The 26557-nt window shown below is 67.3% G+C and carries 24 protein-coding genes and 1 pseudogene; 16 read left to right on the top strand and 9 right to left on the bottom strand.

Annotated elements, in window-relative coordinates:
* Positions 1-45 precede the first annotated feature (45 nt).
* Complete coding sequence (locus KDW55_RS05400) at positions 46-348, bottom strand: DUF4148 domain-containing protein (RefSeq protein WP_040139752.1); 303 nt, start codon at positions 346-348, stop codon at positions 46-48.
* Between the two features lie 225 nt (positions 349-573).
* The gene (locus KDW55_RS05395; protein WP_040139753.1) at positions 574-1716 is read right to left on the bottom strand and encodes a porin; all 1143 of its coding nucleotides are present in this window, start codon (positions 1714-1716) and stop codon (positions 574-576) included.
* Between the two features lie 310 nt (positions 1717-2026).
* Between KDW55_RS05395 and KDW55_RS05390 the strand changes: the two genes are divergently transcribed.
* The 4 genes from KDW55_RS05390 (at position 2027) to KDW55_RS05375 (ending at position 6880) form a co-directional block, all read left to right on the top strand.
* Positions 2027-2491, top strand: coding sequence for a VOC family protein (locus KDW55_RS05390; RefSeq protein ID WP_069242935.1), 465 nt, complete (start codon positions 2027-2029; stop codon positions 2489-2491).
* A gap of 73 nt (positions 2492-2564) precedes the next feature.
* Positions 2565-3815 carry a cytosine deaminase gene (gene codA / locus KDW55_RS05385; RefSeq protein ID WP_209825548.1) on the top strand — a complete coding sequence of 417 codons (1251 nt, stop codon included), beginning with the start codon at positions 2565-2567 and terminating at the stop codon, positions 3813-3815.
* Between the two features lie 168 nt (positions 3816-3983).
* Entirely contained in the window at positions 3984-5318 is a 1335-nt protein-coding gene (locus KDW55_RS05380; protein ID WP_212160023.1) for a chloride channel protein, read from the top strand.
* 239 nt (positions 5319-5557) lie between these two features.
* A complete protein-coding gene (locus KDW55_RS05375) occupies positions 5558-6880 on the top strand; it encodes a TIGR00366 family protein (RefSeq protein ID WP_212160024.1) in 1323 nt (440 codons plus the stop codon).
* Positions 6881-6992: 112 nt separating this feature from the next.
* Here the strand turns inward: KDW55_RS05375 and KDW55_RS29720 are convergent.
* Positions 6993-7175, bottom strand: a pseudogene (locus tag KDW55_RS29720) (MFS transporter); the annotation flags it as partial.
* Positions 7176-7365: 190 nt separating this feature from the next.
* Between KDW55_RS29720 and KDW55_RS05365 the strand changes: the two are divergent.
* Positions 7366-8097 carry a class I SAM-dependent methyltransferase gene (locus KDW55_RS05365; RefSeq protein WP_040139757.1) on the top strand — a complete coding sequence of 244 codons (732 nt, stop codon included), beginning with the start codon at positions 7366-7368 and terminating at the stop codon, positions 8095-8097.
* Between the two features lie 46 nt (positions 8098-8143).
* On the opposite strand, the gene KDW55_RS05360 is transcribed toward KDW55_RS05365, so the two are convergent.
* Both KDW55_RS05360 and KDW55_RS05355 read right to left on the bottom strand, forming a co-directional pair.
* Entirely contained in the window at positions 8144-9559 is a 1416-nt protein-coding gene (locus tag KDW55_RS05360) for a cytochrome c peroxidase (protein WP_040139758.1), read from the bottom strand.
* 107 nt (positions 9560-9666) lie between these two features.
* Positions 9667-11340 (bottom strand): alkaline phosphatase family protein, encoded by a 1674-nt coding sequence (locus tag KDW55_RS05355; protein WP_212160025.1) that lies wholly within the window; start codon positions 11338-11340, stop codon positions 9667-9669.
* Positions 11341-11691: 351 nt separating this feature from the next.
* Between KDW55_RS05355 and KDW55_RS05350 the strand changes: the two genes are divergently transcribed.
* A complete protein-coding gene (locus KDW55_RS05350; RefSeq protein ID WP_052110998.1) occupies positions 11692-12603 on the top strand; it encodes an EamA family transporter in 912 nt (303 codons plus the stop codon).
* Positions 12604-12907: 304 nt separating this feature from the next.
* Here KDW55_RS05350 and KDW55_RS05345 read toward each other — a convergent pair whose 3' ends face one another.
* Positions 12908-13381 (bottom strand): Lrp/AsnC family transcriptional regulator, encoded by a 474-nt coding sequence (locus KDW55_RS05345; protein ID WP_040139761.1) that lies wholly within the window; start codon positions 13379-13381, stop codon positions 12908-12910.
* Between the two features lie 318 nt (positions 13382-13699).
* On the opposite strand from KDW55_RS05345, the gene KDW55_RS05340 reads away from it, so the two are divergent.
* From KDW55_RS05340 to KDW55_RS05315, 6 genes are all read left to right on the top strand, one after another.
* Positions 13700-15085 (top strand): amino acid permease, encoded by a 1386-nt coding sequence (locus KDW55_RS05340; RefSeq protein ID WP_040139762.1) that lies wholly within the window; start codon positions 13700-13702, stop codon positions 15083-15085.
* 52 nt (positions 15086-15137) lie between these two features.
* Entirely contained in the window at positions 15138-16340 is a 1203-nt protein-coding gene (locus KDW55_RS05335; RefSeq protein WP_069242940.1) for an amino acid aminotransferase, read from the top strand.
* A 147-nt stretch (positions 16341-16487) separates the two neighbouring features.
* Positions 16488-16886 (top strand): DUF488 family protein, encoded by a 399-nt coding sequence (locus KDW55_RS05330; RefSeq protein ID WP_069242941.1) that lies wholly within the window; start codon positions 16488-16490, stop codon positions 16884-16886.
* A 125-nt stretch (positions 16887-17011) separates the two neighbouring features.
* Positions 17012-17302 (top strand): DUF1488 domain-containing protein, encoded by a 291-nt coding sequence (locus tag KDW55_RS05325; RefSeq protein ID WP_040141116.1) that lies wholly within the window; start codon positions 17012-17014, stop codon positions 17300-17302.
* 16 nt (positions 17303-17318) lie between these two features.
* On the top strand, positions 17319-17558 hold the full coding sequence (locus KDW55_RS05320; RefSeq protein ID WP_040139765.1) for a hypothetical protein: 240 nt from the start codon (positions 17319-17321) through the stop codon (positions 17556-17558).
* Positions 17559-17730: 172 nt separating this feature from the next.
* Complete coding sequence (locus tag KDW55_RS05315; protein ID WP_040139766.1) at positions 17731-18069, top strand: hypothetical protein; 339 nt, start codon at positions 17731-17733, stop codon at positions 18067-18069.
* Between the two features lie 18 nt (positions 18070-18087).
* Here the strand turns inward: KDW55_RS05315 and KDW55_RS05310 are convergent, their stop codons facing one another.
* The 3 genes from KDW55_RS05310 to lhpI form a co-directional block, all read right to left on the bottom strand.
* Positions 18088-18861, bottom strand: a complete 774-nt coding sequence (locus tag KDW55_RS05310; RefSeq protein WP_040139767.1) for a helix-turn-helix domain-containing protein — start codon at positions 18859-18861, stop codon at positions 18088-18090.
* Between the two features lie 17 nt (positions 18862-18878).
* A complete protein-coding gene (locus tag KDW55_RS05305) occupies positions 18879-19286 on the bottom strand; it encodes a response regulator transcription factor (RefSeq protein ID WP_040139768.1) in 408 nt (135 codons plus the stop codon).
* Between the two features lie 212 nt (positions 19287-19498).
* The gene (lhpI, locus tag KDW55_RS05300) at positions 19499-20434 is read right to left on the bottom strand and encodes a bifunctional Delta(1)-pyrroline-2-carboxylate/Delta(1)-piperideine-2-carboxylate reductase (protein ID WP_212148213.1); all 936 of its coding nucleotides are present in this window, start codon (positions 20432-20434) and stop codon (positions 19499-19501) included.
* A 264-nt stretch (positions 20435-20698) separates the two neighbouring features.
* Between lhpI and KDW55_RS05295 the strand changes: the two genes are divergently transcribed.
* The 4 genes from KDW55_RS05295 to KDW55_RS05280 all read left to right on the top strand — a co-directional run bounded on the left by KDW55_RS05295 (position 20699) and on the right by KDW55_RS05280 (position 26516).
* On the top strand, positions 20699-21436 hold the full coding sequence (locus KDW55_RS05295; protein ID WP_040139770.1) for a GntR family transcriptional regulator: 738 nt from the start codon (positions 20699-20701) through the stop codon (positions 21434-21436).
* 130 nt (positions 21437-21566) lie between these two features.
* Entirely contained in the window at positions 21567-22688 is a 1122-nt protein-coding gene (locus KDW55_RS05290) for a branched-chain amino acid ABC transporter substrate-binding protein (protein WP_212160026.1), read from the top strand.
* Between the two features lie 56 nt (positions 22689-22744).
* The gene (lhpH, locus tag KDW55_RS05285) at positions 22745-23752 is read left to right on the top strand and encodes a trans-3-hydroxy-L-proline dehydratase (protein WP_040139772.1); all 1008 of its coding nucleotides are present in this window, start codon (positions 22745-22747) and stop codon (positions 23750-23752) included.
* A gap of 196 nt (positions 23753-23948) precedes the next feature.
* Positions 23949-26516 carry a transglycosylase domain-containing protein gene (locus tag KDW55_RS05280; RefSeq protein WP_349252591.1) on the top strand — a complete coding sequence of 856 codons (2568 nt, stop codon included), beginning with the start codon at positions 23949-23951 and terminating at the stop codon, positions 26514-26516.
* Positions 26517-26557: the final 41 nt, after the last annotated feature.

Genomic DNA, 26557 nt, shown 5'->3' with positions numbered 1-26557 from the left:
CGCAAACCGCGCCCGCACGACCGACGTCATGCGGGCGCGATGCGTTTACAGCGCGGGCTTCACGGCGACGCCCGACTCGGTCGCGCCGCCATTGGCCGGGCCATATGCGGCTTGCGCGGCCTTGCGCTCGGCGAGCCGCTTTGCCGCGAGGCGCTCCTGCGCGGCCATGAGGTCGTCGGGATAGTTGCCCGCGTCGCCGAGCGACGGGTTGTAGCCGACCGACTCGAGGTCGTACAGCTCCTGCAGCACTTGCGCGCGCGTGACGGGCGACTGGGCGGACTGCGCGAACGACAGGGCCGGTGCGGCAAGCAGGACGGCAGCAGCAGCGGTGACGGCGAGCGATTTCACGATGTTCTCCTGTAAGCGGGTGTGAGGCCGGTTCGCCGATCGACGACCGATCCGAACCGTCGAAGCCAGTCTATGCAGCACGTGCGGCCGCAAAAACCCCGATTCCAGGCACGCAGCTTTCCAGATGACACAACATTGGCGCGCCGTCCGCATCGATCGAACCCGTTTCATGCGACACGGGCAGGGCAGGCGGCCGGCGCGCGGTCAGAGGCTGCGCCGTCGCGATCAGAACCGCGTGCGCATCCCGATCGTGCCGACGATCTGATTCGCGGTGCTCGATGCGCCGCCCGACGTGTTGATGAACGCCTGGTAGCCGCGTCCGGACGCGTGCTGATACATCGCTTCCGCGTACAGGTCGGTGCGGCGCGACAGCTTGTAGACGGCCTGCAGGTCGACCTGGTGCCACTTCGGATCGGTGCCGTGCTTGCTGTCCGGGTTCGACACGCTGCCATCCGTATACACGTACGCAGCGCCCAGGCTGACGGCCGGCGTCACCGCGTAGCGCACGTTGACGTCGTAGTTGTTGAATGCGACCTGACCGGTCGAGCCGAACGAGCCCGTGTTGTCGTACTGCGAGCGCGTATAGACGAAACCGACCGTCGCCGGCCCGAACACGTAGCTGATGCCGCCGCCATACGTGCGCATGCGGTCCGCGCCCACCGACCAGCCGCCCTGGCTCACGCTCTTCGCTTCGGCCACGTCGGTCGCGCCCGGGCTCGCGCTCGTCGAACCCTTCGTGCCGTTCATCTGCAGGTATGCGCCGGCCAGTTTCAGCGGGCCGTTCGTGTAGCTCGCGGCGACGCTGTACGCGCGGTTGCCCGCGAAGTTCGCCGAGTTCGAGAAGCCGTACAGCGCACCGACCTTGAAGCCGGCGATCGTGTCGCTCGTGTACTTGACCGCGTTGTTGATGCGCACCGAGTGGTTCAGGTTGTCGTTGTCGAACGGGTGCGCGAAGCCCGCATCGCCGAAGTCGCCGGCCGTTGCGGACAGCGGCGCGACGAAGTCGACCATCGTGTCGTACTGGCGTCCGAGCGTCAGCGTGCCGTAGCCGGCCTGGCTGAGGCCGACGTAAGCATGCCGTCCGAACAGCTTGCCGTCCTGCCCGAGCGAACCGTTGTTCACGTTGAAGCCGTTCTCGAGCACGAACAGCGCCTTCAGGCCGCCGCCGAGATCTTCGCTGCCGCGCAGGCCGAAACGGCTGCCGTTGATCGTGCCGGACGCCATGCGCCACTGCGCGGCGCCGTTCACGTTGTTGGTATAGGCGATGCCGGCGTCGATCAGGCCATACAGCGTGACCGCGCTTTGCGCGTGCGCGAGCGGGGCGAACAGCACGGCGGCACATGCGCCGGCAATCAGGGTTTTATTCATGCGGGGACTCCTGCGTGTGGAACGGGGTAATCAAAGTTCGGCGCAAGTGTAGGGGCGCGTGCGCCCGATTCCGCGCGCCGGCCCGCGAGCGCTCCATTGCGATGTGCGCAACAGTGCGTCATACGGCGTTCACAATCCGCCGCGGCAGCCGAATGGCGGGCGTTCGAGCGAATCGCGCGAGCCTTGCCGGGCCGCCGCCGCGCGGGCCGTGTCGCGCATGGACAACATGCGCGCCGGCGGCCACGGGAGTTGATCGGTGTGCCGTGCGCGTGGAGAATGGGCGGACCCCTGCCGAGCCAAGGAGACTTCGATGACCACGCATCACCGTCCTTCCTTCAGTGCCGCGTTGTGCTACCGCGATCCGAAAGCCGCGCTTGCGTGGCTCGAACGTGCATTCGGTTTCGCGCGCTCGCTCGTCGTCACGACGCCGGAAGGCGACATCGCGCATGCGGAAATGAAATTCGGCGACAGTCTCGTGATGATCGGCGGCACGTGGGCCGACTTCATCGCGTCGCCGGAAGACACCGACGGCCGCAATACCCAGCACGTGCACGTGCATCTGCCCGACGACGCGGATATCGACGCGCATTGCGAACACGCGCGCGCGGCGGGCGCGGAGATCCTGCAGGCGCCGGCCGACGCGTTCTACGGCGATCGGATGTATCGCGCGCGCGATCCCGGCCGGCACGTCTGGACGTTCGGCAAGCACGTGCGCGACGTGACGAACGACGAGATGAGCGCGGCGACCGGGCTGACGATCGAATCCTTCGACTGAGTGCGGCGCGCCTTGCCGACGCCGGTTTTCCCCACTACGCGGCGCGCTGGCGCCGCCTGACGCCGAGACCCACATGAATCTCTTCAATGCACGCCTGCGCGGTCGCGACGGGCTGTTTACGATCGGCATCCACGACGGCAAGATCGCGCGGATCGACGTGCAGCCCGCGCTCATCACACCGGCCAGCCCGCCCGGTGCAGACGATATCGATGCACAGGGCCGCCTCGCGATCCCGCCGCTCGTCGAGCCGCATATCCATCTCGACGCCGTGCTGACGGCCGGCGAGCCGGCATGGAACATGAGCGGCACGCTGTTCGAAGGGATCGAACGCTGGTCCGAGCGCAAGGCGACGATCACGCACGAAGACACGAAGGCGCGCGCGCATGCGGCGATCGGCATGCTGCGCGATCACGGGATCCAGCACGTGCGCACGCATGTCGACGTCACCGATCCGACGCTTGCCGCGCTGAAGGCGATGCTCGAAGTGAAGGACGAGGCGCGCGGACTGATCGATCTGCAGATCGTCGCGTTTCCGCAGGAGGGCATCGAGTCGTTCGACGGCGGCCGCGCGCTGATGGAGCAGGCGATCGAGCTCGGCGCCGACGTCGTCGGCGGCATTCCGCATTTCGAGAACACGCGCGAGCAGGGCGTCAGCTCGATCCGCTTCCTGATGGACCTGGCCGAGCGCACTGGCTGCCTCGTCGACGTGCACTGCGACGAGACCGACGATCCGCATTCGCGCTTTCTGGAAGTGCTCGCGGAGGAAGCGCGGGTGCGCGGCATGGGCGCGCGGGTGACGGCCAGCCACACGACCGCGATGGGCTCGTACGACAACGCGTATTGCTCGAAGCTGTTCCGGCTGTTGAAGCGCGCCGCGCTGAACTTCGTGTCGTGCCCGACCGAGAGCATCCATCTGCAGGGGCGTTTCGACACGTTTCCGAAGCGCCGCGGCGTCACGCGCGTCGCGGAACTCGACCGCGCGGGCCTGAACGTGTGCTTCGGGCAGGATTCGATCAAGGATCCGTGGTATCCGCTCGGCAACGGCAATATCCTGCGCGTGCTCGATGCCGGCCTGCACATCTGCCACATGATGGGCTATCAGGATCTGCAGCGTTGCCTCGATTTCGTCACCGATCACGGCGCGACGGCGATGCACCTCGGCGACGGCTACGGAATCGCGCTCGGCCGGCCGGCGAACCTGGTCGTGCTCGACGCCGACAGCGACTACGAAGCGGTGCGCCGACAGGCGAAAGCGGCGCTGTCGATCCGCGGCGGGAAGGTGATCATGCGGCGGGACCCCGAGCGTGTGACGTACCCGGCATGACGCGGGTGCGGTGGCGGCGCCACGCGTCGCGTGGCTTGTCGAATGCACGAAACTCATGAGTCGATCAGAAAAATACGTTTGTTTCATGAGATGGCGAGGCCTACGATTCGGTGCTGACAGCGGCGTGCACGGGCACGCCGTCCCTTGGCCTACCGTTTCGCCGATACCATGCGCTTCGATCTCCCGTCCGCTCCCGCGTCTGTTTCGCCGTCCGCCAGTCCGTTTGCGCGGATCGCTGCCGTCACGATCCTGACCGGCGTCGGCGCCGGATTCGGCGGGATGCTGCTCGCGCTGCTGCTGCACGCGATCCAGCATCTGGCGTACGGCTACAGCCTCGCGCACGTGGTCGGCACCGAGAGCTTCCTGACCGGCGTGAGCCGGGCCGATCCGCTGCGGCGCGTTGCGGTGCTCATCGTGTGCGGGCTCGTCGCGGGCGGCGGCTGGTGGGCGCTGTACCGGTACGGACGGCCGCTCGTGAGCATCCGCCGCGCGGTGCGCGCCGCGGATCCGCGGATGCCTTTCGTCAGCACGACGGTTCACGCTTTGCTGCAGATCGTGACCGTCGCGCTCGGTTCGCCGCTCGGCCGCGAAGTCGCGCCGCGCGAGATCGGCTCGCTGCTGGCCGGGCGACTCGCGCACCGCGCGGGGTTGACGCCGTCCGACTGCCGGCTGATGGTCGCATGCGGCGCCGGTGCCGGGCTCGCAGCCGTCTACAACGTGCCGCTCGGCGGCGCGGTGTTCGTGCTCGAAGTGCTGCTCGGCACGTTCGAACTGCGCGCGCTGGTGGTGGCCGTCGTCACGTCGGCGCTCGCGGCGGCGGTCGCATGGATCGGCCTCGGCAACGAACATCAGTACACGGTGCCCGCGTTCGTGCTCAGCACGCCGCTCGTCGCGTGGTCCATCGTTTGCGGCCCGCTGTTCGGATTCGCCGCATACGGCTTCGTGCGGCTCACGAGTCGCGCACGCGCGGATGCGCCGAAGGGCCGGCAGCTGCCGCTGCTTGCGCTGATCAACTTTGCGGTGATCGGCTTGCTGGCGATGCGCTTTCCGCAACTGCTCGGCAACGGCAAGGGGCCGGCTTCACTGGGATTCGACGGCTCGCTGACGATCGGGCTTGCGGCGACGCTGCTCGTGCTGAAGGTCGCGATCGAGGCGGGCAGCCTGCGCGCCGGCGCCGAGGGCGGACTGCTGACGCCCGGTCTCGCAAATGGCGCGCTGCTCGGCGTCGTGCTCGGCGGGCTGTGGAGCGTCGTATGGCCGGGCGCGTCGATCGGCGGCTGCGCGTTGATCGGTGCGGCCGCGTTCCTCGCCGCGTCGATGCAGATGCCGATCACGGCCGTCGTGCTGTTGCTCGAATTCACGCGCGCGAATCACGACAGCCTCGTGCCGATGCTGCTCGCCGTGGCGGGTTCGCTCGTCGCGTACCGGTTCGCGCAGCAAGTAGCGGAGCGGCGTGCGCAGGCGAGCGCGCTGGCAACCACGCCGCTGACGGCAACTCGCTGATCCGCGCCGGCTTCGTCGCTTCGGCTGTTGCGTGCGGCTCGGCCGGGCCGCGCGACGCTATTTTTTCCCGCTCCTCGACTTGACCGGTTTTGCGAGATGTATCGCCTGGCGATCGCGATCCGCCGCGCGCCGAAGCGTACGTTGCTGTTCTGTGCAAGAATCCGCGCGATTCCGCGCCACCGAACAATCAACCACATGCGCGGACATCCCGATCAGAAACAGGAACCGAGGAGCACAACTTGATTCAACGCATTTCCCGCTTTTTCACGCAGGTCGTCCACCGCGTCCTGCCCGACCCGCTGATTTTCGCGATCCTGCTGACGATCGTCACCTTCGCGCTCGCGTTCGGCCTCACGCCGAATACCTCCGTGCAGCTCACGACGATGTGGGGTTCCGGCTTCTGGAATCTGCTCGCGTTCTCGATGCAGATGGTGATGATTCTCGTCACCGGCCATGCGTTGGCGAGTTCGCCGCCGGTGCGGCGGCTGCTGGTTGCGCTCGCAAGCACCGCGCGCACGCCGGGCCAGGGCGTGATGCTCGTCGCGTTCGTCGGCGCGCTCGCATGCGCGATCAACTGGGGCTTCGGCCTCGTGCTCGGCGCGATGCTCGCGCGAGAGGTTGCGCGCCGCGTTGCCGGCAGCGACTACCGGCTGCTCGTGGCGTCCGCGTACATGGGTTTTCTGAGCTGGCACGGCGGGCTGTCCGGCTCGGTGCCGCTCGTCGCCGCGACGAAAGGCAATCCGATGGAGAAGACGATCGGGTTGATTCCCGTGTCGGACACGATCTTCACCGGCTACAACGCGTTCATCACGATCGGGCTGATCGTGATGCTGCCGTTTCTCGCGCGGATGATGATGCCGAAGCCGGGGGACGTCGTCAGCGTCGATCCGGCGTTGCTCGCCGAGCCGCCGAGCGTCGAGCGCCAACTCGGGCCCGACGCGACGTTCGCGGAGCGGCTGGAAGAAAGCCGTGCGTTGTCGCTCTTCGTCGCGGCGCTGTGCGCGGCGTTCCTCGTGCTGCGTTTCATCCAGAAGGGCTTTGCGCTCGACATCGATACAGTAAACCTCGCGTTCCTCGCAGCCGGCATCCTGCTGCACCGCACGCCGATGGCCTATGCACGCGCGGTGGCCGGTGCGGCGCGCGGCGCGTCGGGGATCATGATCCAGTTTCCGTTCTATGCGGGCATCCAGGCGCTGATGGATCACTCGGGGCTCGCGGGCGTAATCACCAAATGGTTCGTCGATATCGCGAACGTGCACACGTTCCCGTTGCTCGCTTTCCTCAGCTCGGCAGTGATCAATTTCGCGGTGCCGTCGGGCGGCGGCCACTGGGTCGTGCAGGGACCGTTCGTGATGCCGGCCGCGCAGGCGCTCGGCGCCGATCTCGGCAAGGCTGCGATGGCGATCGCGTACGGCGAGGCATGGACCAACATGGCGCAGCCGTTCTGGGCGCTTCCCGCGCTTGCGATCGCGGGCCTCGGCGTGCGCGACATCATGGGTTATTGCGTAACGACGCTGCTGTTCTCCGGCGTGGTGTTCGTCGCGGGGATGTATCTGTTCTGATCGGATCAAGTGACGCGAGCGGCGGGCGCAGCGCAGCGCGTCTCTCGCCGACCTGAATTCCGCTCGCCTTCGATCGTGCGTGCGAGCCGGCTTCGCGGATCGCTCGCGCCGCGCCGAACGCGTGGCCACCGTGCGCGCCGACACCTGCGTCCCGTTCGGCGGCCAGCTCGCGTCCGGGCGCGCGGCCGGATTCGGGTGCGCGTCACGGCGCGGCGCGCAGGCGGCTTGGCAACCGTGCCCTTGCGACGAACGCGAGCAGGCTGGCCGGAATGCGTTCGATGACGAACCGCCACTGCCGATGCCATTCAGGGACACGTCGATCCGGCAGGTTCCGTCGCTCGGGCTGCAGCGCTTCGGTATCGCGGCCGGTGAGCTTGGTATCGTCCGCCCGCCGGCCTGTCCTGACGCCGGGGCGACGGCAGGTCGCCGTCCATTGTCCGATCGGGCACAATCGGCCTGTCCACTTGTCCACCGACGGACGTCGCATGACCGAACCGACCGAACCTCCCGGCCGCCGCGCTTACGCGAGCTTCGCGCAACGCTATGCGGACATCGCGCCGACGAAGGCGCACAACGCGCTCTACGAGCGCCCCGCAACGATGGCGCTGCTCGGCGACGTCGGCGGAGTGACCGTGCTCGATGCCGGCTGCGGACCCGGCATCTGCAGCGCGCACCTCGCCCACGGCGGCGCGACCGTGCATGCGTTCGACGTGACGCCGGAGATGGTCGCGCTTGCGCGAACGCGCTGCGCGGGGCTCGCGGTCGACGTCGTGGAAGGCGACCTCGAGGCGCCGCTCGCATGGTTGCCCGACGCGTCGTTCGACAAGGTGCTCTGCTCGCTTGCGCTCGACTACGTGCGCGATCTCGCGCCGACGCTGCGCGAGTTCAGGCGCGTCGCCCGGCCGGGCGGCACGCTCGTATTTTCGATGGCGCACCCGATGCGCGACTGGCTGGACGAGCGCACGCGTGGAGACGGCACGTACTTCGATACAAGCCGCTTCGGCTTTCACTGGTCGGGTTTCGGTGAACCGAAGCCCTACGTCGAAGCATGGCGGCGGCCGCTTGCCGACATCCTGAACGCGCTCGCCGACGCCGGCTGGCGGCTCGACCGCTTCGTCGAACCGACGCCGCTGCCGCAGATGAAGGCCGTGTCGGAGCGGCTTCATGCGGAGCTGTCGCTGGCGCCCGCGTTCCTGTGCATCCGCGCGCAACGCTGACCGGCAACGCGAGCACGAACGGCGGCCGATAACCGATCGCGAACCGTTAGCGCGCCGGCTCGTCGGTCAGCGTGCCGAGAAACGCTTCGATATCCTTGATGTCCTGCTCGGTCATCGCCGGCTTGTCGCCGGGCTTGCGATCGAACGGCGCATCCGTCACGTCGACGTTCGCGCGGTACTTCGCCGGAATGTCGTCGTACACGTCGATCTTGCCGTCCGCGCCACGCGGATAGAACTTCTGCGGCGAGATGCTGCGTTCGTTGTAGAACGCCATCACCTGGTCGAGCGTATGGAACACGCCGTTGTGGAAGAACACGTGGCGCGTCGCCGCGTTGCGCAGCGTCGGCGTGAGGAACATCCCGCAATATTGCGTCTGGTCCTTCAGGTCGTCGCGGAACGGCCCGCACACGCCGAGATCGTAGAACGCGGGATTGCGGTTCTGCGCGAGCGCGCGGTTGCGCGGCGCGCCGAGCGCCTCGTACTGGTAGTCGGTAAACATCGGCGGCAAGCCATCCTTGGCCGGTTTCGACAGGTGGCAGCCGGCGCAATTCGCCTTGTCCGGATCGTTGAACAGCCGCAGGCCGCGCAACTCCGCCTGCGTGAGGCGTGCGCGGCCCTCGAGCCAGCGATCGTACTTGCTGTTGTATGGATGGAACGACGGATCCTCGACCTGGTACCGCGCGATCGCGAACATCGCCTCCGACACCGCGAGCTGCGGCGTGGCGAACACGCGCGGCCCGAACAGCTGCTCGAACTGCGCGCGATGCGGCGACTGCGCGAGCTTGCGCGCAACATCGTCGATGCTTGCGTTTGCCATTTCGACCGGATTCAGCAGCGGGCCGAACGCCTGCTGCTGCAGCGTATCGGCGCGGCCGTCCCAGAACATTCCGCCTTGCGGCACGAGCTGCGGCGCGGCCGCCGTGCCGGCCACCTTCTGCGCCTTGACCACGCCTGCCGCCGACGCAGCCTGCTGCGCGACGCTCGGCGCCGCGTCGTTTTCGCCGGCATCCGGGCCGATGCTGAAGTTCGGCTGCCGGTACAGGTACATCAGCGACGGCGGCGGGCGATAGCCGTGCTGCGTCATCGCGAGTCCGCCCGGCTGCACGTCCAGCGCGTTCGGCGGCCCGTACGCATGGTCGGGGCTGTGGCACGACGCACACGACTGCTTGCCCGACGCCGACAGCGACGGATCGACGAACAGCGCGCGCCCCAGCTGCGCGACCGCAGACAACGGCTGCGCGGCGGGGCGCTGCAACACGACCGGATGTGCGTTCGCACCCGTCCAGTCCGCGACGACGTCGCCGATTGCCGCAGGCGTGCGCGCCGGAAACGCGATCGCGAATGCGCCATACGCGAGCACGGCGGCGCCGAGTACGTACGCCGCACGGCGCAGCAAGCGGGCACGCGCGCGCGGCGCGGCGGCGCGGGTAGCATCGGGAGACGGGAAGGGACGAGCTGTCATGCTGTCGGTCGAAAGTCGGTGCCGCCCAACGGCGGCGCGTTAAACGGAAACGGCCGGCGCGCGATGCGCCGGCCTGCTGCTTGCCGCTACCGGTTGCGTGATGCCGGTCAGATCGACGGTGCCGCGCTCAGCACGGTGCCCTGCGTCGGATCGAGATACAGCGGCGCCGTGTTCGGCTTCGACGCGAAGTCGAACAGGCCGCGCAGGTCGCCCGCGGTCGCATCGAACGAACCGCCGCCGATGCGCTGGCCGCCGAGCCAGTTGTCCTCGATGAAGCGCACGACGGACGCCTGGTCGATCATCGTATGGTCGACGTAGTTCTGCTTCGCGTACGGCGAGATCACGACGAGCGGAATGCGCACACCCGGGCCGCAGCGGCCGTTCACCGTGCCGCCGTTCACGCCGGTGGTGCCGCCCGAGCCGCACGCGCCGTTGCCGTTGAGCTGATCGACGGCATCGGACGACGCATGGGTCGGCGCCGTGTACGCGTGGTCGTACCAGCCGTCCGAGTCGTCATACGTGACGATCACGGCCGTGTTCTGCCAGTCGGGCTGCTGCTGCAGGAAGTTCACGACCTTCGTGACGAACGCCTGCTCGTCGAGCGGATCCGAGTAGCCCGCGTGCCCGTCCTGCGCGGCCGGCGCCTTCAGGAAGCTGACCGACGGGAAGTTGCCGGCCTTCACGGCAGCGAAGAAGTCGTCGCTGTCGTACTGGTGGTTCGCCGGTTCGGGCGTCTTGCCGTCGGTTTCGACGCTCGAACCGATCGCCGCGACCGAGCTCGGGCGCGTGTGCTGCGGGTTCGCGGTCGACGCGTAGTACTGGAACCAGTTGTGGTGCGGAATGTAGTCGGCGGTCGCGGCGTTCACGGCGGTGGCGACGGTGCTGCGCGCGCAGCCGGTCGTGCCGTTGCTGTTGGTCGTCGACAGGTTGAAGCCGCCCATGAAGCCGCCCCACGTGATCTTCGCGGCATTCAGCAGGTCGCCGATGTTCTTGCCGCTCATCATCGCCTGGTCGGTCGTGCTGGAGCACACGTCGTAGCCCGGATCGACGTCGTTGATCATCGTGAAGCCGCCCTGGCCGTCGTTGATGTAGTACGAGCTGGCGGCGAGCGTCGACGGCTGCTTCGACGTCTTGACGATCTGCATCCCGTTGGTCTGGCCCGACACGACGTTCAGTGCGCCCGGCGTCGACGGGCCGTACACCGTCGTGTATGCGTTGTCGCTCATTGCGAAGCGCTGCGCGTAGTTCCACAGCGCGGTGACGGTGTTGCCGTCGAAGTAGCCCATCACCTGGCCCTTCGTGCCGAACGCGCCGGCGCCGCCGGACGAGCCCTTGCCGGTGTATTTCGGGAACAGGTCGGCGAGGCCGTTGTCCTCGGCCTGCTGCTCGGCCGTGTACGCGTGGTTCTGGTCGGCGGTCGCGGCCTGCGTGCGATCGAGGCGGAACGGGTTCGCGGCATCGGTGCCGTTGGCCGTGTTCGTGAAGTTCGGGTTCGCCGTGAGCAGCGCGCCCGTCAGTCCGTTGACCGTCGGCGTGCCGGCCTTCGCAGTGAACGCCGGTTCGCCGGCCGGATTCGACGCGTTCGGATAGGTGCCGAAGTAGTGGTCGAACGACACATTTTCGCCGTAGATGACGACGACGTGCTTGATCGGCGTGGCAGTCTGCAGCGCATCCTGCGACGACACGGGAGGCGTCGACGTGGGATCGTCGCTGCCGCCGCAGGCGAACAGCGCCAGCGCTGCGCCGGCGCAGGCAGTGACGAGCAAGGCTTGACGGAACATCGGGAAACTCCAGGTAGGTGTTCGATGGTGGAGATCGGCCCCGTCGCCGTGTCGGTTCGGTGCGGAACGCGATATCGCGAAAGAGCACCGGCATTGGAACAGTCCGGTATGAAGATATGGGGGCGGAGCGGTTTCGCGATGGTTGCGCCGCGGTATCGATTCCATTACGGCCCGCAATGCGCCGAAAGACAGCGGAAAGGGATGCGTCGAAGTGATCGTGGCGACACGTTCTGCGGCGCGCGTGGCGGCGGACTGCGCAACCATGCGCGCCGGGCATCGCGGACATGGGGCGCCGGTTCTGCAGCCGGATCCGTCGGCGCGGTTTTGACAATCCAGTTGCGCATTCATACGATGATCGACCTGCGGCGACGATTTCGCGTTGCCGCCCCTCAGCGAGTATCCGGCGTGCCGATTCCCGTCCTTTTCGCGGTCCTGTGTGCTGCGTTCCTGCATGCGTCATGGAATGCGCTCGTGCGCAGCAGCGGCGACCGACTGCGGTCGGCGACGGTGCTGCAGATCGCGATCGGGCTGTTCGCGCTGCTGTTCCTGCCGGCGGCTGCGCCGATCGCGCCGGCGAGCTGGACGTGCGTCGTCGCGTCGGCGGTGATCCATGTCGTCTATACGTTGCTGCTGGTGCGCGCGTACGAGCACGGCGACCTGACCATCGCGTATCCGGTCGCGCGCGGCACCGCGCCGCTGCTCGTCACGCTGGGCGCGGCGGCGTTCGCAGGCGAGCATTTGAACGCAGGCGCGCAATGCGGGCTCGTGCTGATCTGCGCCGGGATCATGGCGATCGGGCTCGAGCGTCGGCGCAACACGCAGCACCGGATCACGCAGGTGCTGCCGACCGCGTTCGCGACCGGCGTATCGATCGCCGCGTACAGCGTAGTCGACGGGATCGGCGTGCGGGAAAGCGGCAACACGGTCGGTTACACGGCGTGGACGTTCGTGCTGACCGGGTTGCTGATGGCCGTGTACTACCGGCTGCGCGCCGGGCCGTTACGGCTTGCGCAGGATGCCGGCGAAACGGCGAAGGCCGCATGCGGCGGCGTATTCGCGGCGCTTGCGTACGGGATCGTCATCTGGGCGATGGACCGCGCACCGATGGGGCCGGTGTCCGCACTGCGCGAAACGAGCGTGGTGTTCGCGGCGCTTATCGCGCGCGTCTATCTCGGCGAGCGGCTGACGCCGCGCCGCGCGGGCGGGTGTCTCGTGATTGCTTGCGGCGCGTTGCTGATCGGCGCGCTCGAGGCGGTGCGGTAGAACTTGCGAAAAGCGGCGATTTGAACGCGCGCAGAGCACTCGCTACAGCGTGCCGCCAAAAAACGGCGTGTTACCCGACGGGATGGTGAAAGAAGCGGGTCGGCAGTGTGACGCCTCGTCGGTGCGACTCAGCCGAAAACACCCGCGGAGGGTGCAGCGTAGCGCGCACGATGGAAAAACCGCCTGACGGCGTAGCGGCAAGGAACGCGATTCCCGCCTGCGCAACGACCCGCGCCGATAAGCGCCGCATGATGATGCTTGCCGCGGCGGCCTTCCGCCGAACCCGTCGCCCCCCGCGCGGGTATTACGCCTCCACCGGCATCGCGCTCGTGCACTTGATCTCGTCGAGACACACGCTCGAATGCACGCCGCTCACGCCGGGAATGCGCATCAGCGTCTCCAGCAGAAACGTGGACAGCCCTTTGAGATCGTGCGCGACGACCTTCAGCACGTAATCGATGTCGCCCGTGACCGAGAAGCATTCCTGGATCTGCGCGAGATCCGACACGAGCTTCTGGAACTTCGACAGGTCGCGGATATGTCCGCGCTCCATCGTCACGTGCACGAACGCCGTGACGCCGAAGCCGAGCGTCTCCGGGCACAGACGCGTTTCGTAACGGCGGATCGCACCGATTTCCTCGAGCCGGCGATGGCGCCGCAACGTCTGGGCCGGAGACAGGCCGACGGCCTTCGCCAGGTCGAGGTTCGACGCGCGGCCGTTCTCCTGCAACACCGACAGCAAGTGACGATCGATGCGATCGAGAACCGGTTCAGGCATTTTTGTTTCCTCAGATGTCTCCTGAATGCAATCTTATCTCATAATGTAGGGTTTGCATGAGCGGGTTACGCAACCCGATTTCGCCGTCGCGACGCTAAACTGACGCCGGATTTTCGTGTGCGGCCGCAGCAACGCGGGCGAAAGCGACGGTCGGTGGCGGTCCGGCAGGCCCGCGGACAGGAATCGGGCGTCGGCGCGCGAAAATTGCAGTCCCCAACCCGGCCGCTCCACGAGCGGCGGCCGGCACAGTAAAACAGCGCCCGGCACACCGAGGCGCGCCGCACCGCTTCCGGCGGAGGCGGACAGAGTGGAGAAGACATGGTTTCTGGAAACGAGAAGGACGGCCTCAAGCGGGGGCTGAAGAACCGGCACATCCAGCTGATTGCGCTCGGGGGCGCGCTGGGCACGGGGCTCTTCCTCGGCATCGCGCAGACGATCAGGATGGCCGGCCCGTCCGTGCTGCTCGGTTACGCCGTGGCCGGCATCGTTGCGTTCTTCATCATGCGGCAGCTCGGCGAGATGGTCGTCGACGAGCCCGTCGCCGGCTCGTTCAGCTACTTCGCCGACAAGTACGTCGGCCACTTCACCGGCTTCCTGTCCGGCTGGAACTACTGGGTGCTGTACATCCTCGTCAGCATGGCCGAACTGTCGGCCGTCGGGATCTACGTGCAGTACTGGTGGCCCGGCGTGCCGACCTGGGTGTCGGCGCTCGTCTTCTTCGTTGCGATCAACCTGCTGAACCTGGCCAGCGTGAAGTCGTACGGCGAGACGGAATTCTGGTTCTCGATCATCAAGGTCGCCGCGATCGTCGGGATGATCGGCTTCGGCGGCTGGCTGCTCGTGAGCGGCCATGCCGGGCCTGAGGCGAGCATCGCGAACCTGTGGCAGCACGGCGGCTTCTTTCCGAACGGCGTGTCGGGGCTCGTGATGTCGATGGCGGCGATCATGTTCTCGTTCGGCGGGCTCGAACTGATCGGGATCACCGCGGCCGAGGCCGACGATCCGAAACGCAGCATTCCGCGCGCGACGAACCAGGTGATCTACCGGATCCTGATTTTCTACATCGGTGCGCTGGCTGTGCTGCTGTCGCTGTATCCGTGGGAGAAGGTCGTCACTGGCGGCAGCCCGTTCGTGCTGATTTTCCATGCGCTGAGCAGCAACCTGGTCGCGAACGTGCTGAACGTCGTCGTGCTGACGGCCGCGCTGTCGGTCTACAACAGCGGCGTGTACAGCAACAGCCGGATGCTGTTCGGCCTCGCGAAGCAGGGCAACGCGCCGAAGGTGCTGTGCTCGGTGAACAAGCGCGGCATTCCGCTCGCCGCGCTCGGCGCGTCCGCGCTCGCAACCGGCGTGTGCGTGCTCGTGAATTACTTCATGCCGGGCAAGGCGTTCGAGGTGTTGATGGGCCTCGTCGTGTCGGCGCTGATCATCAACTGGGCGATGATCACGCTGATCCACCTGAAATTCCGCCAGGCCAAGCGCGTCGCCGGGGAGCAGACGTCCTTCCGCAGTCTGGGCTATCCTTTCACGAATTACCTGTGCCTGGCCTTCATGGCCGGCATTCTCGTCGTGATGTACCTGACGCCGGACCTCCGCCTGTCGGTGTATCTGATCCCCGTATGGCTCGCGGTGCTCGCGATCGGGTATCGCTTCCGTCAGAAGAATGCCGGCTACGCGGTAAGCGGCCGCGCGTCCGCACGCTGACGTCGCCGACACGGGCCCCACGACCATTCTTCCAAACGAGACCGACATAGCCATGTTCGAACACATCGACGCGTACCCCGGCGATCCGATCCTGACGCTCAACGAGAACTTCCAGAAAGATCCGCGAGATCAGAAGGTGAACCTGAGCATCGGCATCTATTTCGATGCCGAAGGCCGGATTCCGGTGATGAATGCCGTGCGCGAAGCCGAAACGGCGCTGCAGCGCGACCTCGGCCCGAAGCCGTATCTGCCGATGGTCGGCCTCGCCGCGTATCGCGACGCGGTGCAGGCGCTCGTGTTCGGCGCCGATCATCCGGCGCGCGCGGCCGGCCGCATCGCGACCGTGCAGACGCTGGGCGGCTCGGGCGCACTGAAGGTCGGTGCGGATTTCCTGAAGCGCTACTTCCCGGACGCGCAGGTATGGCTCAGCGACCCGAGCTGGGAAAACCACCGCTTCATCTTCGAGCGCGCGGGCTTCACGGTGAACACGTACCCGTACTACGACGAAGCGACGGGCGGCCTGAAGTTCGACGCGATGCTCGCCGCGATCGACGCGCTGCCGGCGCGCAGCATCGTGCTGCTGCACGCGTGCTGCCATAACCCGACCGGCGTCGATCTCGACGAAGGGCAGTGGGAGAAGCTGATCGACGTGATCGAGGCGCGCGGGCTGCTGCCGTTCGTCGACATGGCGTACCAGGGCTTCGGTGCGGGTCTCGACGCGGACGCGTTTGCGGTGCGCGAGCTGGCGCGCCGCGGCGTGCCGACGCTCGTCGCGAACTCGTTCTCGAAGAACTTCTCGCTGTACGGCGAGCGCGTCGGCGGGCTGAGCGTCGTCTGCGAGGATGCGGCGGCTGCCGAACGCGTGCTGGGCCAGCTTGCCGGCGCGGTGCGCTCGAACTACAGCAACCCGCAAACCTACGGCGCAAAAGTTGTCGCGACCGTGCTCAACACGCCCGCGCTGCGCAAGCAGTGGGAAGAAGAGCTCGCCGCGATGTGCCGCCGCATCGCGCGCATGCGCCAGTCGATCCACGACGGCCTGCGCGATCACGTCAGCGGCGAAGCGCTCACGCGCTACGTGAAGCAGCGCGGGATGTTCACGTACACGGGCCTGACCGAGTCGCAGGTCGACGCGCTGCGCGACGTGCACGGCGTGTATATCCTGCGTTCGGGCCGCATGTGTGTCGCGGGCCTGAACGATTCGAACGTCGGCATCGTCGCGGATGCGATCGGCAAGGTGCTGAAGAGCGGCGTCTGAGCACGCGCGTTCGCGCGTGCTCCCAACAGCGCCGAAACCGGCTGCTTCCCGCGCGGAGGCAGCCGGTTTTTTTTGTTGCGCGTCTGCGGCGCGGCGTTACGATGTGACGGATCGAACGCATCGCATGCGCAACGATGAAGGAACGGGATGGCAATTCGAATCGTACGGCTCGGCTCGCCGCGCGCGGCCGGTGAGGGCGTGAGGATCGGCACGGTGCGGCGGCCGCCGCGGGGCGTACCCAAGTCGGAATTTGCGACGCGCGACTATTACGATGTATGGTTGCCGACGCTGTCGCCGAGCGCCGAGCTCGTCGCACAGGCGCAGGCGGCCGACACCGACGCCGAATGGCGTGCGTTCACGCGCCGTTTCCGCGCCGAGATGGCGCATGGCGACGCACCGAAGGTGCTCGACCTCCTCGCCGCGCTGTCGGCGACGAGTGCGTTCTCGATCGGCTGCTATTGCGACGACGAGCACCGGTGCCATCGCAGCGTGCTGCGCGAACTGCTGGCCGAGCGCGGCGCAACGCTCGACGCCGACGCCGGCTGAACGCCCGTCGCCCCGCCCGAAGCAGCGCCGTGTTGCGCGCCGCAGCGAGCCGGTTGACGTGAGTCAAGCGCCAGGCGGCGCGGGCCGCTATGCTCATGACATGGATGCCGCGGGATCTCCCGACGATGACAGGCGGACAGATGCAGATTGCCTTTCCACCGGAACCGCCCGAATATTGCGCACGCGATCTGGTTGTCGCATTTTCGGCGCTGGTCGACGGCCGCTGCGTGCAGTGTGCGATCACGGCCGAAGCGCTGGAAGACCATTTCGGTGCGCCGTCGCTGCTCGAGCGCGACCTGCTGGATGCGTTCGGCGCGCACCGGCCGGCGATCGAGGCGATGGCACGACGAATGCTCGAAGAAATCGGCGGCCGGCCGGTGCTGCTGCACAGCGGCCACTTCCGGATCGGCGACTGACACCGCAGGAGGGCGCATGACACTGCAAGGCACGCTTCATGAACGCGACTGGTCGGTCGAAATCGAGACGCGGCCGTGCGAATCCGGCGAATTCCGCTGCCGGGTGTCGGTCGAGCATGGTTCGGGGCCCGGGCGCTTTCATCATACGTTCGAGCACAGTCACGCGTACCCGACCGAGCACGAAGCGGCGATCGAAGGGCTCCGGGCCGGGATGACGTGGATCGAAATGAAGGCATCGCAGACATTCAGCGTCTGAACGGCTTCACGTCGGCGAATGCGCGACGGCGCGGATGCCCGCGCGGCGACCGCCGCGTGCGGCGCCGGACTGCACGAAACGCGCGAGGCACGGTTCCGCTGCGCACGGAACGGACGGACACTTGAACAGGTAACGCGGTCGACGAGCGTGCGGCCCCGTCAGGAGGAACGACATGGGCGTGGGCATGCAGATCGTCTGCGTCGGATTCGCGGGTTCCGCCGCACTCGAAGCGGAAGCGGGCGTGCAACTGGTGCGGCTCGAACGATTTCGCGCGCGGCTCGGCGACTGCCGTTTGGCGATCGAATCGCATCCGACCGCCGACGGCGGCCGGATGTACGACGTGCGGCTCGAGTTGCTGATGAGAGATCGTGCGCCGGCATTGCCGCTGGCCGCGACCGGCGACGACGTGGCCGAGACGATGCGCCGCGCGTTCGCGCAGGCCGAGGCGGTGCTGTCCGCATGGCAGGCGGGAGCGCCCGGCGCGGCCGGGCTGCAGACGCTCGCGCGATGACGCGCGCCGCAGCGAGCGTCAGACTTGTGCGAGCGCGTGCGCGTCGATGATCCGCACGCGCTTGCCGCGTGTTTCGACGAGCGCATCCCGATGAAAACGCGAGAACATCCGGCTGACCGTCTCGAGCTTCATGCCGAGATAGCAGCCGATTTCCTCGCGCGTCATCCTCAGATTGAATTCCGATGCCGAATAGCCGCGCGCCTCGAAGCGCGACGACAGGTTCAGCAGGAAATGCGCGACGCGCTGCTCGGCTGACATCGTGCCGAGCAGCAGCATGTGGCTCGACTCGCGGACGATCTCGCTGCTCAGCATCTGATAAAGAAAGTGCTGCATCGACTTCATCTCGCGGCATGCGGCCTCGAGCGCGCCGAACGGAATGATGCACACGACGCTGTCCTCGAGCGCGATCGCGTCGCAGCAGTGGTGGCCGCCGCCAATCCCGTCCATCCCGAGCGTTTCACCCGCAATCTGGAAACCGGTCACGTGTTCGCGGCCGTCCCGGTGCATCATCACCGTCTTGAACGACCCCGCGCGTACCGCATAGATGCTGTGGAACGGATCGTCGGTGCGGAACAGCGCGTCGCCCTGGCGCACGTGCCGCGTCGAGCAGATGATCGCGTCGAGCCGGCCGTAGTCGTCCGCGGTGAGATCCGGCGGCAGGCACATCGAGCGCATCGCGCAGACCGAGCACCGCGCAGCCGGATGTTTGGTGACGTCGCTGCGCGCAACCGCATGAAGCGGCATCGCGGGCTGACGCGCGACGGACGGGGCGCAGGCGGTGGCTGTAGACATGAGTCACTCCGGCTCGGTCAGGGATGGTGCGCGCGAGCGTGCACCAGCGATTCGATGACGCGGCATGCAGCGTCGAATTCGGCGGTTTTGTCGAAGAAATGATCGGCGCCGGCTGCCGCACATGCCTCTCTGAATGCCCGCGCCGAGTGATTGGTCAGCACGATCGTGACGACCGGCGGCGCAGCCTTCGACAGCATCCCGATCAGGTCGAAACCGCTGCCGTCCGCGAGCCGCAGATCGACGATCACTACGTCGGCGCGGCTGCTGACGATTTGCGTCCATGCGTCCTCGCCGTCTTCCGCTTCGCCGACGATCACGACACCGCGGATCGCGCCGACGAGCAGCGCGATCCGTTGACGGACGGCGACAGCGTGATCGACGAGAAACACCCTCAGCGCGGCATCGGGTGGCAGGCTGGCATTCATGCGGCCAGTATCGTGTTGCGCCGCCAAAAATAAAATCGGCCGAACTGGAAGTTTGTGTAGGCCGCTTCGCCGCGTTGTAGGGCGTTTCCTACAACGCGTACGGAAAACCGGCGGGCCGTGCGCATCCCGCACCGGCGCACGGGGAGGTGCGCACGCGGCGCCGCCGGCCGGCCGCCAGCGTCGTTGTTGTGTTCGCTGCCGTTGCCGGTGAATCAGCCGCGCTGGCGCGCGGCCAGCGCATCGCGCGCCGTGCGGCACGCGGCGAGATCCCATGCGGCACAGCCGACGGTCTTGAACAGCAGCGGCCCGCGGCGCTCGAACCGGCCGGCCAGCACGTCGGCCAGCGATGCGACCTGCCGCCAGTCGACCTGCGCGACGATCAGGTCGCCGGCCTCGTGGCGCGCGCCGGCCGGATCGTCGACGACGAGCCGGCTGTGGCGTACGGTGTCGGCGTCGATCTCCGCGGCATCCGCGGTGAACGCGCCGACGCCCACGACGAGCCGGCCGTCGCGCGCCGCTTCGCGATAGACGGGCGTACGGCTCGTGGTCAGCGTGACGACGACGTCGATCGCATCGGGGATGGCGTCGCCGTCGAGCGGTGCGAGCTGCGGCGCGATCGCGCGGTGCGCGGCACAGAACGCCGCCGCATTGCCGGCGCGCGAGCCGCGAACATGCAGACGCGCGTCAGGAAAGATCGCCGCGAGCGCTTCCGCGTGATTGGCCGCCTGCTTGCCGGTGCCGATCAGCAGGATGTCGCGCGGGGCGGCGCCGTGCAGCGCGTGGATGCCGAGCGCGGTGACGGCTGCCGTGCGGCGTCCGGTGACCGTCGGGCCATCGAGCACGAAGCGCAGCTCGCCGGTCGTCGCGTCGTAGGCGGTGACCTGGCCCAGTATCGTCGGCAGTCCGCGTGCGCCGTTGCCGGGGCATACGTTCACGAGCTTGTGGCTGGCAAGGTCGCGCGCGCTCGACGGCATCGACAGCATCACGCCGCCTGCCTGCAGCGGCACGACCAGTCGTTCGGGGCTGACGATTTCGCCGGCCGCATATTCGGCGACGGTGTGCGTCAGCGTGGCGAGCAGCGCCGGGTAATCGAGCAGCGCGGCCGTTTCGGCGGCGTCGAACGCGGGAATCCGGGAGGGGGCGGTCATCGTCTCGGTCGGTGGTGTCGTGTCAGCGTGAGCGACGGGCGCATCGCGCTCGCCACGGAAAGCTGCCGCTCGGTCCAGCGGCAGCCATTGTGGATCGAATTTATACCAGTTTATGGACGCACGGCAATCCGGAAATTTACGTGGATCGCCGGTTTTGGTTCTAATATCCGTCCAGATGGGGCGCGCACATACCGGTGCGGCGGTGGCTTCGGTATAGTGCGAACCCATTCCCGATCTACCGTCCCGACCGGGCAGGAGCTCCAGATGATGTCCGCGCGTCCCGAATCGCTCGAAGCCGGTTTCCGGCCACTGCAGATCTACGAACAGGTCGCCGAGAAGATCCGCGACGAGATCCGCGCGGGCCGCTATCCGGCCGACTCGCGATTGCCGTCGGAGCGCGAGCTCGCGGCGCTGTTCCAGGTCGGCCGCCCGGCCGTGCGCGAGGCGCTCGGCGCGCTGCAGAACGAAGGGCTCGTGTTCACCAAGCGCAATTCGGGCACCTACGTCGTGGCGGCGCCGCTCGACGTGCTCGCGCAGCGCGGAGACGCACGCAGCGCGCCGGATGCCGACTTCAGCCCGACGTCCACGCTCGACGTTCGGCTGATCCTCGAGCCGGCAATCGCGCGGCTCGCCGCGTCGCGCGGCTGCGCCGATCCCGTCGCCGAGCGCTACCTTGCGCAGATGGAGACGATCACCGACATCGACGATCCGCAGCAGCGCGCGCTGTGGAACGAAAGCGACCGGCTGTTCCACCGGCAGCTCGCGCTGATGACCGGCGACGCGCTGATCGTGAAGATCGCGGACGAAGTCGCGAAGACGATGGATCAGCCGCTGTGGAAGCGGCTGAAGGATGACGGTATCTATGACGCGGGCCGGATCCGGCTTTACGTGTCCGAACACAGGCTGATCTACGAGGCGATCGTTTCCGGCGACGCAGACGCGGCCGCGTTCTACGTCGAGCAGCACATTCGGCGCGTGCGGCGCGATATCGCGCCGAAGTGATGCTGCGCCGGCTTGGCGCCATTCTTCTGGTTTTAAAAAGACCAAAAAGGCGGCGCGCATTTTGAAATTGCTTGCAACGAAACCACCTGTGTCCTACATTGGTTTTTCATAAAACCAATCAGGAGACAGCATGCGACACCTCGTAATCGCGCTTTCGGTGGCCGCCGCTGCCGGCGGGCTGACGTGCGCCCGAGCGCAGGAAGTTGTGACGATCGGCCATTCGGCGCCGCTCACGGGGCCGCAGGCCGCGAACGGCAAGGACAATGAAAACGGTGCGCGCCTCGCCGTCGACGAGTTGAACAAGGCGGGCGTAAAGGTGGCCGGCAAGACGGTCACGTTCAGGCTCGTCTCCGAGGACGATCAGGCCGACCCGAAGGCGGGTGTACAGGTCGCGCAGAATCTGGTGGACAAGGGAGTCGTCGCGGTGCTCGGCCCATACAACTCGGGCGTCGCGATTCCCGCGTCGCGCGTGTACGCAAATGCCGGCGTGCCGATGCTGCCGGTCGCGTCGAATCCGGCGCTCACGCGGCAGGGCTTCAAGAACATCTTCCGGATCGGGGCGAGCGACGAACAGCTCGGCGGCACGATGGCAACGTTCGCCGCGAAGACGCTGAACGCGAAAACCGCGGCCGTGATCGACGATCGCACCGCATACGGGCAGGGCGTCGCCGAGCAGTTCATGAACGTCGCGAAGGCGAACGGGATCAGGATCGTCGACCAGGAATACACGAACTCGTCGGCCACCGACTTCCTCGGCATTCTCACCAAGATCAAGGCCAGCAACCCCGATGTGATCTTCCTCGGCGGTTATGCGGCGCAGGGCGCGCCGATGGCGAAGCAGATGAAGCAGCGAGGCTTGCGCGCGAAGCTGCTCGGCGGCGACGGCATCTGTTCGGCCGACATGGGGAAGGTCGCGGGCGACGCAGCGTCGATCGTCTATTGCGCGCAGGGCGGCGTCGCGCTCGAGAAGACGCCGGCCGGCCGCGAGTTCCTGAAGAAATACCACGACACCTATCACACCGATACGCAGGTCTACGGCGTCAACTACTACGACGGGATGAAGCTGATCGCCGATGCGATGGTCAAGGCCGGCACGACTACCGACAAGGCGAAGCTGATCGCGCAGCTCGCGAAGTCGAACCATGCGGGTGTCGCGGGCACCTATTCGTTCGACGAACACGGCGACCTGAAGGGCGCGCCGACCACCGTCTACGTGATCCGCAACGGCTTGCCCGTGCCGTACGCGAAGTAATCGTCACCGGGACGGCGCAAACGCGCCGTCCTTCGTCTTCACGCTTTCGATTCTCGATGAAAATTTCCCGATCCCTTTCCACCGTCGAAGTCCACACCGGCGGTGAAGCGTTTCGCATCGTCACGAGCGGGCTGCCGCGCCTGCCGGGCGACACGATCGTCCAGCGCCGCGCGTGGCTCAAGGAGAACGCCGACGAGATCCGCCGCGCGCTGATGTTCGAGCCGCGCGGCCACGCCGACATGTATGGCGGCTACCTGACCGAGCCCGTGTCGCCGAACGCGGATTTCGGCGTGATCTTCGTGCACAACGAAGGCTACAGCGACCATTGCGGGCACGGCGTGATCGCGCTGTCGACCGCCGCGGTCGAGCTCGGCTGGGTGCAGCGCACGGCGCCGGAGACGCGCGTAGGCATCGACGCGCCGTGCGGCTTCATCGAGGCGTTCGTCAAATGGGACGGCGAGCACGCCGGCTCCGTGCGTTTCGTGAACGTGCCGTCGTTCATCTGGCGGCGCGACGTGTCGGTCGACACGCCGTCGTTCGGCAGCGTGACCGGCGACATCGCGTATGGCGGTGCGTTCTATTTCTACGTCGACGGCGCGCCGTTCGACCTGCCGGTGCGCGAGGCAGCGGTGGAGCGGCTGATCCGCTTCGGCGCGGAAGTGAAGGCCGCGGCGAACGCGAAGTACCCGGTCGTCCATCCGGAGATTCCGGAAATCAACCATATCTACGGCACGATCATCGCGAACGCGCCGCGCCATCCCGGCTCGACGCAGGCGAACTGCTGCGTGTTCGCGGATCGCGAGGTCGACCGCTCGCCGACCGGGTCCGGCACCGGCGGGCGCGTCGCGCAGTTGTACCAGCGCGGCCTGCTCGCGGCCGGCGAGACGCTCGTCAACGAGTCGATCGTCGGTACGGTGTTCAACGCGCGCGTGCTGCGCGAAACGACCGTCGGCGACATCCCGGCCGTGATCCCGGAAGTGGAGGGCAGCGCACACATCTGCGGGTTCGCGAACTGGATCGTCGACGAGCGCGATCCGCTGACCTACGGTTTCCTCGTGCGCTGAGCGTTGGCGCACGATACGCGGTCGTACCAGGCCTGGCGCGTCGTCCCGTAGCGGGGCGCGCGCCTTTTTTCGTTGGTGCGGCGCGCGATCGACGCGATTCGTATGAGCGGGGACGCCCGCCGGCCGGTCGGCCGCGCGACTTTTGGTACGATGCAGCCTTTCCAGCAGATCCCCCACCCGCGTGAATCGCCGAAACGTGTCGTCAGTGCGTGACCTTTGTACCAAATGGGTCGCGCGCGCCCAGCCGGTCGCGGCCGCTGCCGCCGTATCCATCAAGCGTGTGCTGGCCGTTGCCTCGCACCATGTCCGTCATCCGACGCGCCGCGGCGTGCTGCTTGCCGCCGCTGCGGTGCCGGCGCTGTTCCTTCTGTACGTGCTCGTGCTGATCCCGTTTACGCCGGGCATCGGCGACATCCGCAAGGCGCGCGTCGACCAGCCTGCGCAGGTGCTGTCCGCCGACGGCAAGCTGCTGGCGGAATTCAAGCCGTCGAATCGCGAATGGGTGTCGCTCACGCACATCTCGCCGCACATGGTCGACGCGCTGATCGCGACCGAGGACCATCGTTTTTACGAACATCACGGCCTTGACTGGAAGCGCACGGCGTCGGCCGCGCTTCATACGTTCTCGGGCGACCGCCAGGGCGGCTCGACGATCACGCAGCAGCTCGCGCGCAATCTGTATCCGGACGAGATCGGCCGCGCGCCCACGCTCACGCGCAAGCTGAAGGAAGCGATCACCGCATTGAAGATCGAGGCCGTGTACAGCAAGGACCAGATTCTCGAGACCTATCTGAACACGGTGCCGTTCCTGTACAACGCATACGGCGTCGAGATGGCCGCGCGCACCTATTTCGACAAGTCGGCCGACGAGCTCGACGTGCTCGACAGTGCGACGCTCGTCGGGATGCTGAAGGGCAACAGCTACTACAACCCGGTGCTGAACCCCGAGCGCGCGCTGCAGCGGCGCAACACCGTGCTCGGCCAGATGGTGAAGTACGGCAAGCTGTCGCCGGCACAGTTCGCGCAATTGCAGCGCCGGCCGCTGCGCATCGATTTCGAGCGCCAGAAAGAACCGCCGGGGCCCGCCCCGCATTTCGCACAGCAACTGCGCAAATGGCTGATCGGCTGGGCCGACCGCAACGACTACAACATCTATTCGGACGGCCTGATCGTGCGCACCACGATCGACGCGCGGCTGCAGCAGATGGCGACCCAGGCGCTGACGCAGCACGCGAACCAGCTGCAGGGGATTGCGAACAACGCATGGAGCGGCCGCGACGGCTGCGGTACCGACAACGAGCTGTTCCGCACGTTCATGCGCGAGTCGCCGGAGTACAAGGCCGCGCAGCAGGTCGGCAAGGACGACGCTGCAGCGATGAAGCAGCTCGCCGCCGATCGCGGCTTCATGCGCGCACTGTGCAAGGCAAAGACCGACGTGCAGGCCGGCTTCGTCGCGATCGATCCGCGCGACGGGCAGATCCGCGCGTGGGTCGGCAGCCGCGACTTCACGACCGAGCCGTTCGATCATGTCGCGCAGGCGCGGCGCCAGCCGGGCTCGACGTTCAAGCCGTTCGTCTACGGCGCCGCGTTCGCGAGCGGGATGAAGCCCGACGACACGTTCATCGACCAGGCGGTCGAGATTCCGCTGAAGGGCGGCGAGATCTGGCGCCCGAACGACGACGTGCCGCCCACCGGCAAGCCGATGACGCTGCGCGACGCGGTCGCGCTGTCGCGCAACCGGATCACCGCGCAGGTGATGGAGAAGGTCGGTCCGTCGGCCGTCGCGCGGCTTGCCCGCGACATGGGCGTGCGCGAAAGCCCGCTCGAGCGCGTGCCGTCGCTCGCGCTCGGCACGAGCCCCGTCACGCTGAAGGAAATGGTCGCGTCGTATGCGACGATCGCGAACGGCGGGCTGTACATCGCGCCGCAAATGGTGACGCGGATCGAGAATCGTCATGGCGACGTGCTCGCCGAATACGCGCCGGCCCCGCCCGAGCGCGCGCTCGATGCCGAAACCGACAAGACACTGCTCGACGTGATGCGCGACGTCGTGACGCGCGGCACCGGCGGCAGTATCCGCACGCGCTTCGGCGTTCGCGGCGACGTGGCGGGCAAGACCGGCACCACACAGGACAACGCGGACGGCTGGTTCATCCTGATGCAGCCCGGGCTCGTCGCCGGCGCGTGGGTCGGCTTCGACGACGGCCGCGTGACGCTGCGTAGCGACTACTGGGGCCAGGGCGCGCACAGCGCGCTGCCGATCGTCGGCGACTTCTTCCAGCGCGCGCAGCGTGCCCGGATCGTCGACACCAAGCTGAAATTCGATACCGAACCATCGCCCGGCTGGTTCGCGTCGGTGCGCGAACGCGTGACGGACCTGTTCGACGGATGGTTCGGACCCGACTCGAAGAAAGCGTCGGCGCCCGTCAGGACCCAACGGATCGAGCCGGAACCGGAGGCGGACGAAGGTGCGGCGTCGGCCGCTTCTGCTGCATCGGCGGCGGAAGCTGCGTCCGGCGGCGTCGTCGAGGAATGGGTGCCGGCGTCGGAAGTCGCGGCATCCGCGGCCGCGTTGTCGGCGGGCGCGTCGCAGCCACAGCCTGCTCAGCCGCCGGCGGCGACCGGCGGCTCGACAAGCCCGTCCAGCGCGAGCGCCGGTAGCGTCGTCTCCGCACCGGCCGCCGTGCCTTCGCCGGTGCCGGCGCCTTCGGATTCCTCCGCACCTGAACCGGCTTCGCCGGAGGCCGCTGGCACTTCGCGGTAGCGAACCGTTCAGCTTTCGCGCGATGCTGCCGTAATACCGTT

It is taken from the genome of Burkholderia sp. AU19243 (assembly GCF_018148075.1).
GTDB classification, from domain to species: Bacteria; Pseudomonadota; Gammaproteobacteria; order Burkholderiales; family Burkholderiaceae; genus Burkholderia; species Burkholderia latens_A.
Note: the sequence above shows the minus strand (reverse complement) of the source record. Positions and strands in the feature narration are given on the sequence as shown.

Excerpts from the sequence above, each read along its gene's own strand:
- KDW55_RS05395 (WP_040139753.1), bottom strand. The coding sequence starts at position 1,716 with ATGAATAAAACCCTGATTGCCGGCGCATGTGCCGCCGTGCTGTTCGCC.
- KDW55_RS05295 (WP_040139770.1), top strand. The coding sequence starts at position 20,699 with ATGATGTCCGCGCGTCCCGAATCGCTCGAAGCCGGTTTCCGGCCACTG.
- KDW55_RS05330 (WP_069242941.1), top strand. The coding sequence starts at position 16,488 with ATGGCAATTCGAATCGTACGGCTCGGCTCGCCGCGCGCGGCCGGTGAG.
- KDW55_RS05315 (WP_040139766.1), top strand. The coding sequence starts at position 17,731 with ATGGGCGTGGGCATGCAGATCGTCTGCGTCGGATTCGCGGGTTCCGCC.
- KDW55_RS05335 (WP_069242940.1), top strand. The coding sequence starts at position 15,138 with ATGTTCGAACACATCGACGCGTACCCCGGCGATCCGATCCTGACGCTC.
- KDW55_RS05390 (WP_069242935.1), top strand. The coding sequence starts at position 2,027 with ATGACCACGCATCACCGTCCTTCCTTCAGTGCCGCGTTGTGCTACCGC.
- KDW55_RS05340 (WP_040139762.1), top strand. The coding sequence starts at position 13,700 with ATGGTTTCTGGAAACGAGAAGGACGGCCTCAAGCGGGGGCTGAAGAAC.
- KDW55_RS05365 (WP_040139757.1), top strand. The coding sequence starts at position 7,366 with ATGACCGAACCGACCGAACCTCCCGGCCGCCGCGCTTACGCGAGCTTC.
- KDW55_RS05305 (WP_040139768.1), bottom strand. The coding sequence starts at position 19,286 with ATGAATGCCAGCCTGCCACCCGATGCCGCGCTGAGGGTGTTTCTCGTC.
- lhpI (WP_212148213.1), bottom strand. The coding sequence starts at position 20,434 with ATGACCGCCCCCTCCCGGATTCCCGCGTTCGACGCCGCCGAAACGGCC.
- KDW55_RS05380 (WP_212160023.1), top strand. The coding sequence starts at position 3,984 with ATGCGCTTCGATCTCCCGTCCGCTCCCGCGTCTGTTTCGCCGTCCGCC.
- KDW55_RS05320 (WP_040139765.1), top strand. The coding sequence starts at position 17,319 with ATGACACTGCAAGGCACGCTTCATGAACGCGACTGGTCGGTCGAAATC.
- lhpH (WP_040139772.1), top strand. The coding sequence starts at position 22,745 with ATGAAAATTTCCCGATCCCTTTCCACCGTCGAAGTCCACACCGGCGGT.
- KDW55_RS05355 (WP_212160025.1), bottom strand. The coding sequence starts at position 11,340 with ATGTTCCGTCAAGCCTTGCTCGTCACTGCCTGCGCCGGCGCAGCGCTG.
- codA (WP_209825548.1), top strand. The coding sequence starts at position 2,565 with ATGAATCTCTTCAATGCACGCCTGCGCGGTCGCGACGGGCTGTTTACG.
- KDW55_RS05325 (WP_040141116.1), top strand. The coding sequence starts at position 17,012 with ATGACAGGCGGACAGATGCAGATTGCCTTTCCACCGGAACCGCCCGAA.
- KDW55_RS05345 (WP_040139761.1), bottom strand. The coding sequence starts at position 13,381 with ATGCCTGAACCGGTTCTCGATCGCATCGATCGTCACTTGCTGTCGGTG.
- KDW55_RS05290 (WP_212160026.1), top strand. The coding sequence starts at position 21,567 with ATGCGACACCTCGTAATCGCGCTTTCGGTGGCCGCCGCTGCCGGCGGG.
- KDW55_RS05360 (WP_040139758.1), bottom strand. The coding sequence starts at position 9,559 with ATGACAGCTCGTCCCTTCCCGTCTCCCGATGCTACCCGCGCCGCCGCG.
- KDW55_RS05310 (WP_040139767.1), bottom strand. The coding sequence starts at position 18,861 with ATGTCTACAGCCACCGCCTGCGCCCCGTCCGTCGCGCGTCAGCCCGCG.
- KDW55_RS05350 (WP_052110998.1), top strand. The coding sequence starts at position 11,692 with ATGATCGACCTGCGGCGACGATTTCGCGTTGCCGCCCCTCAGCGAGTA.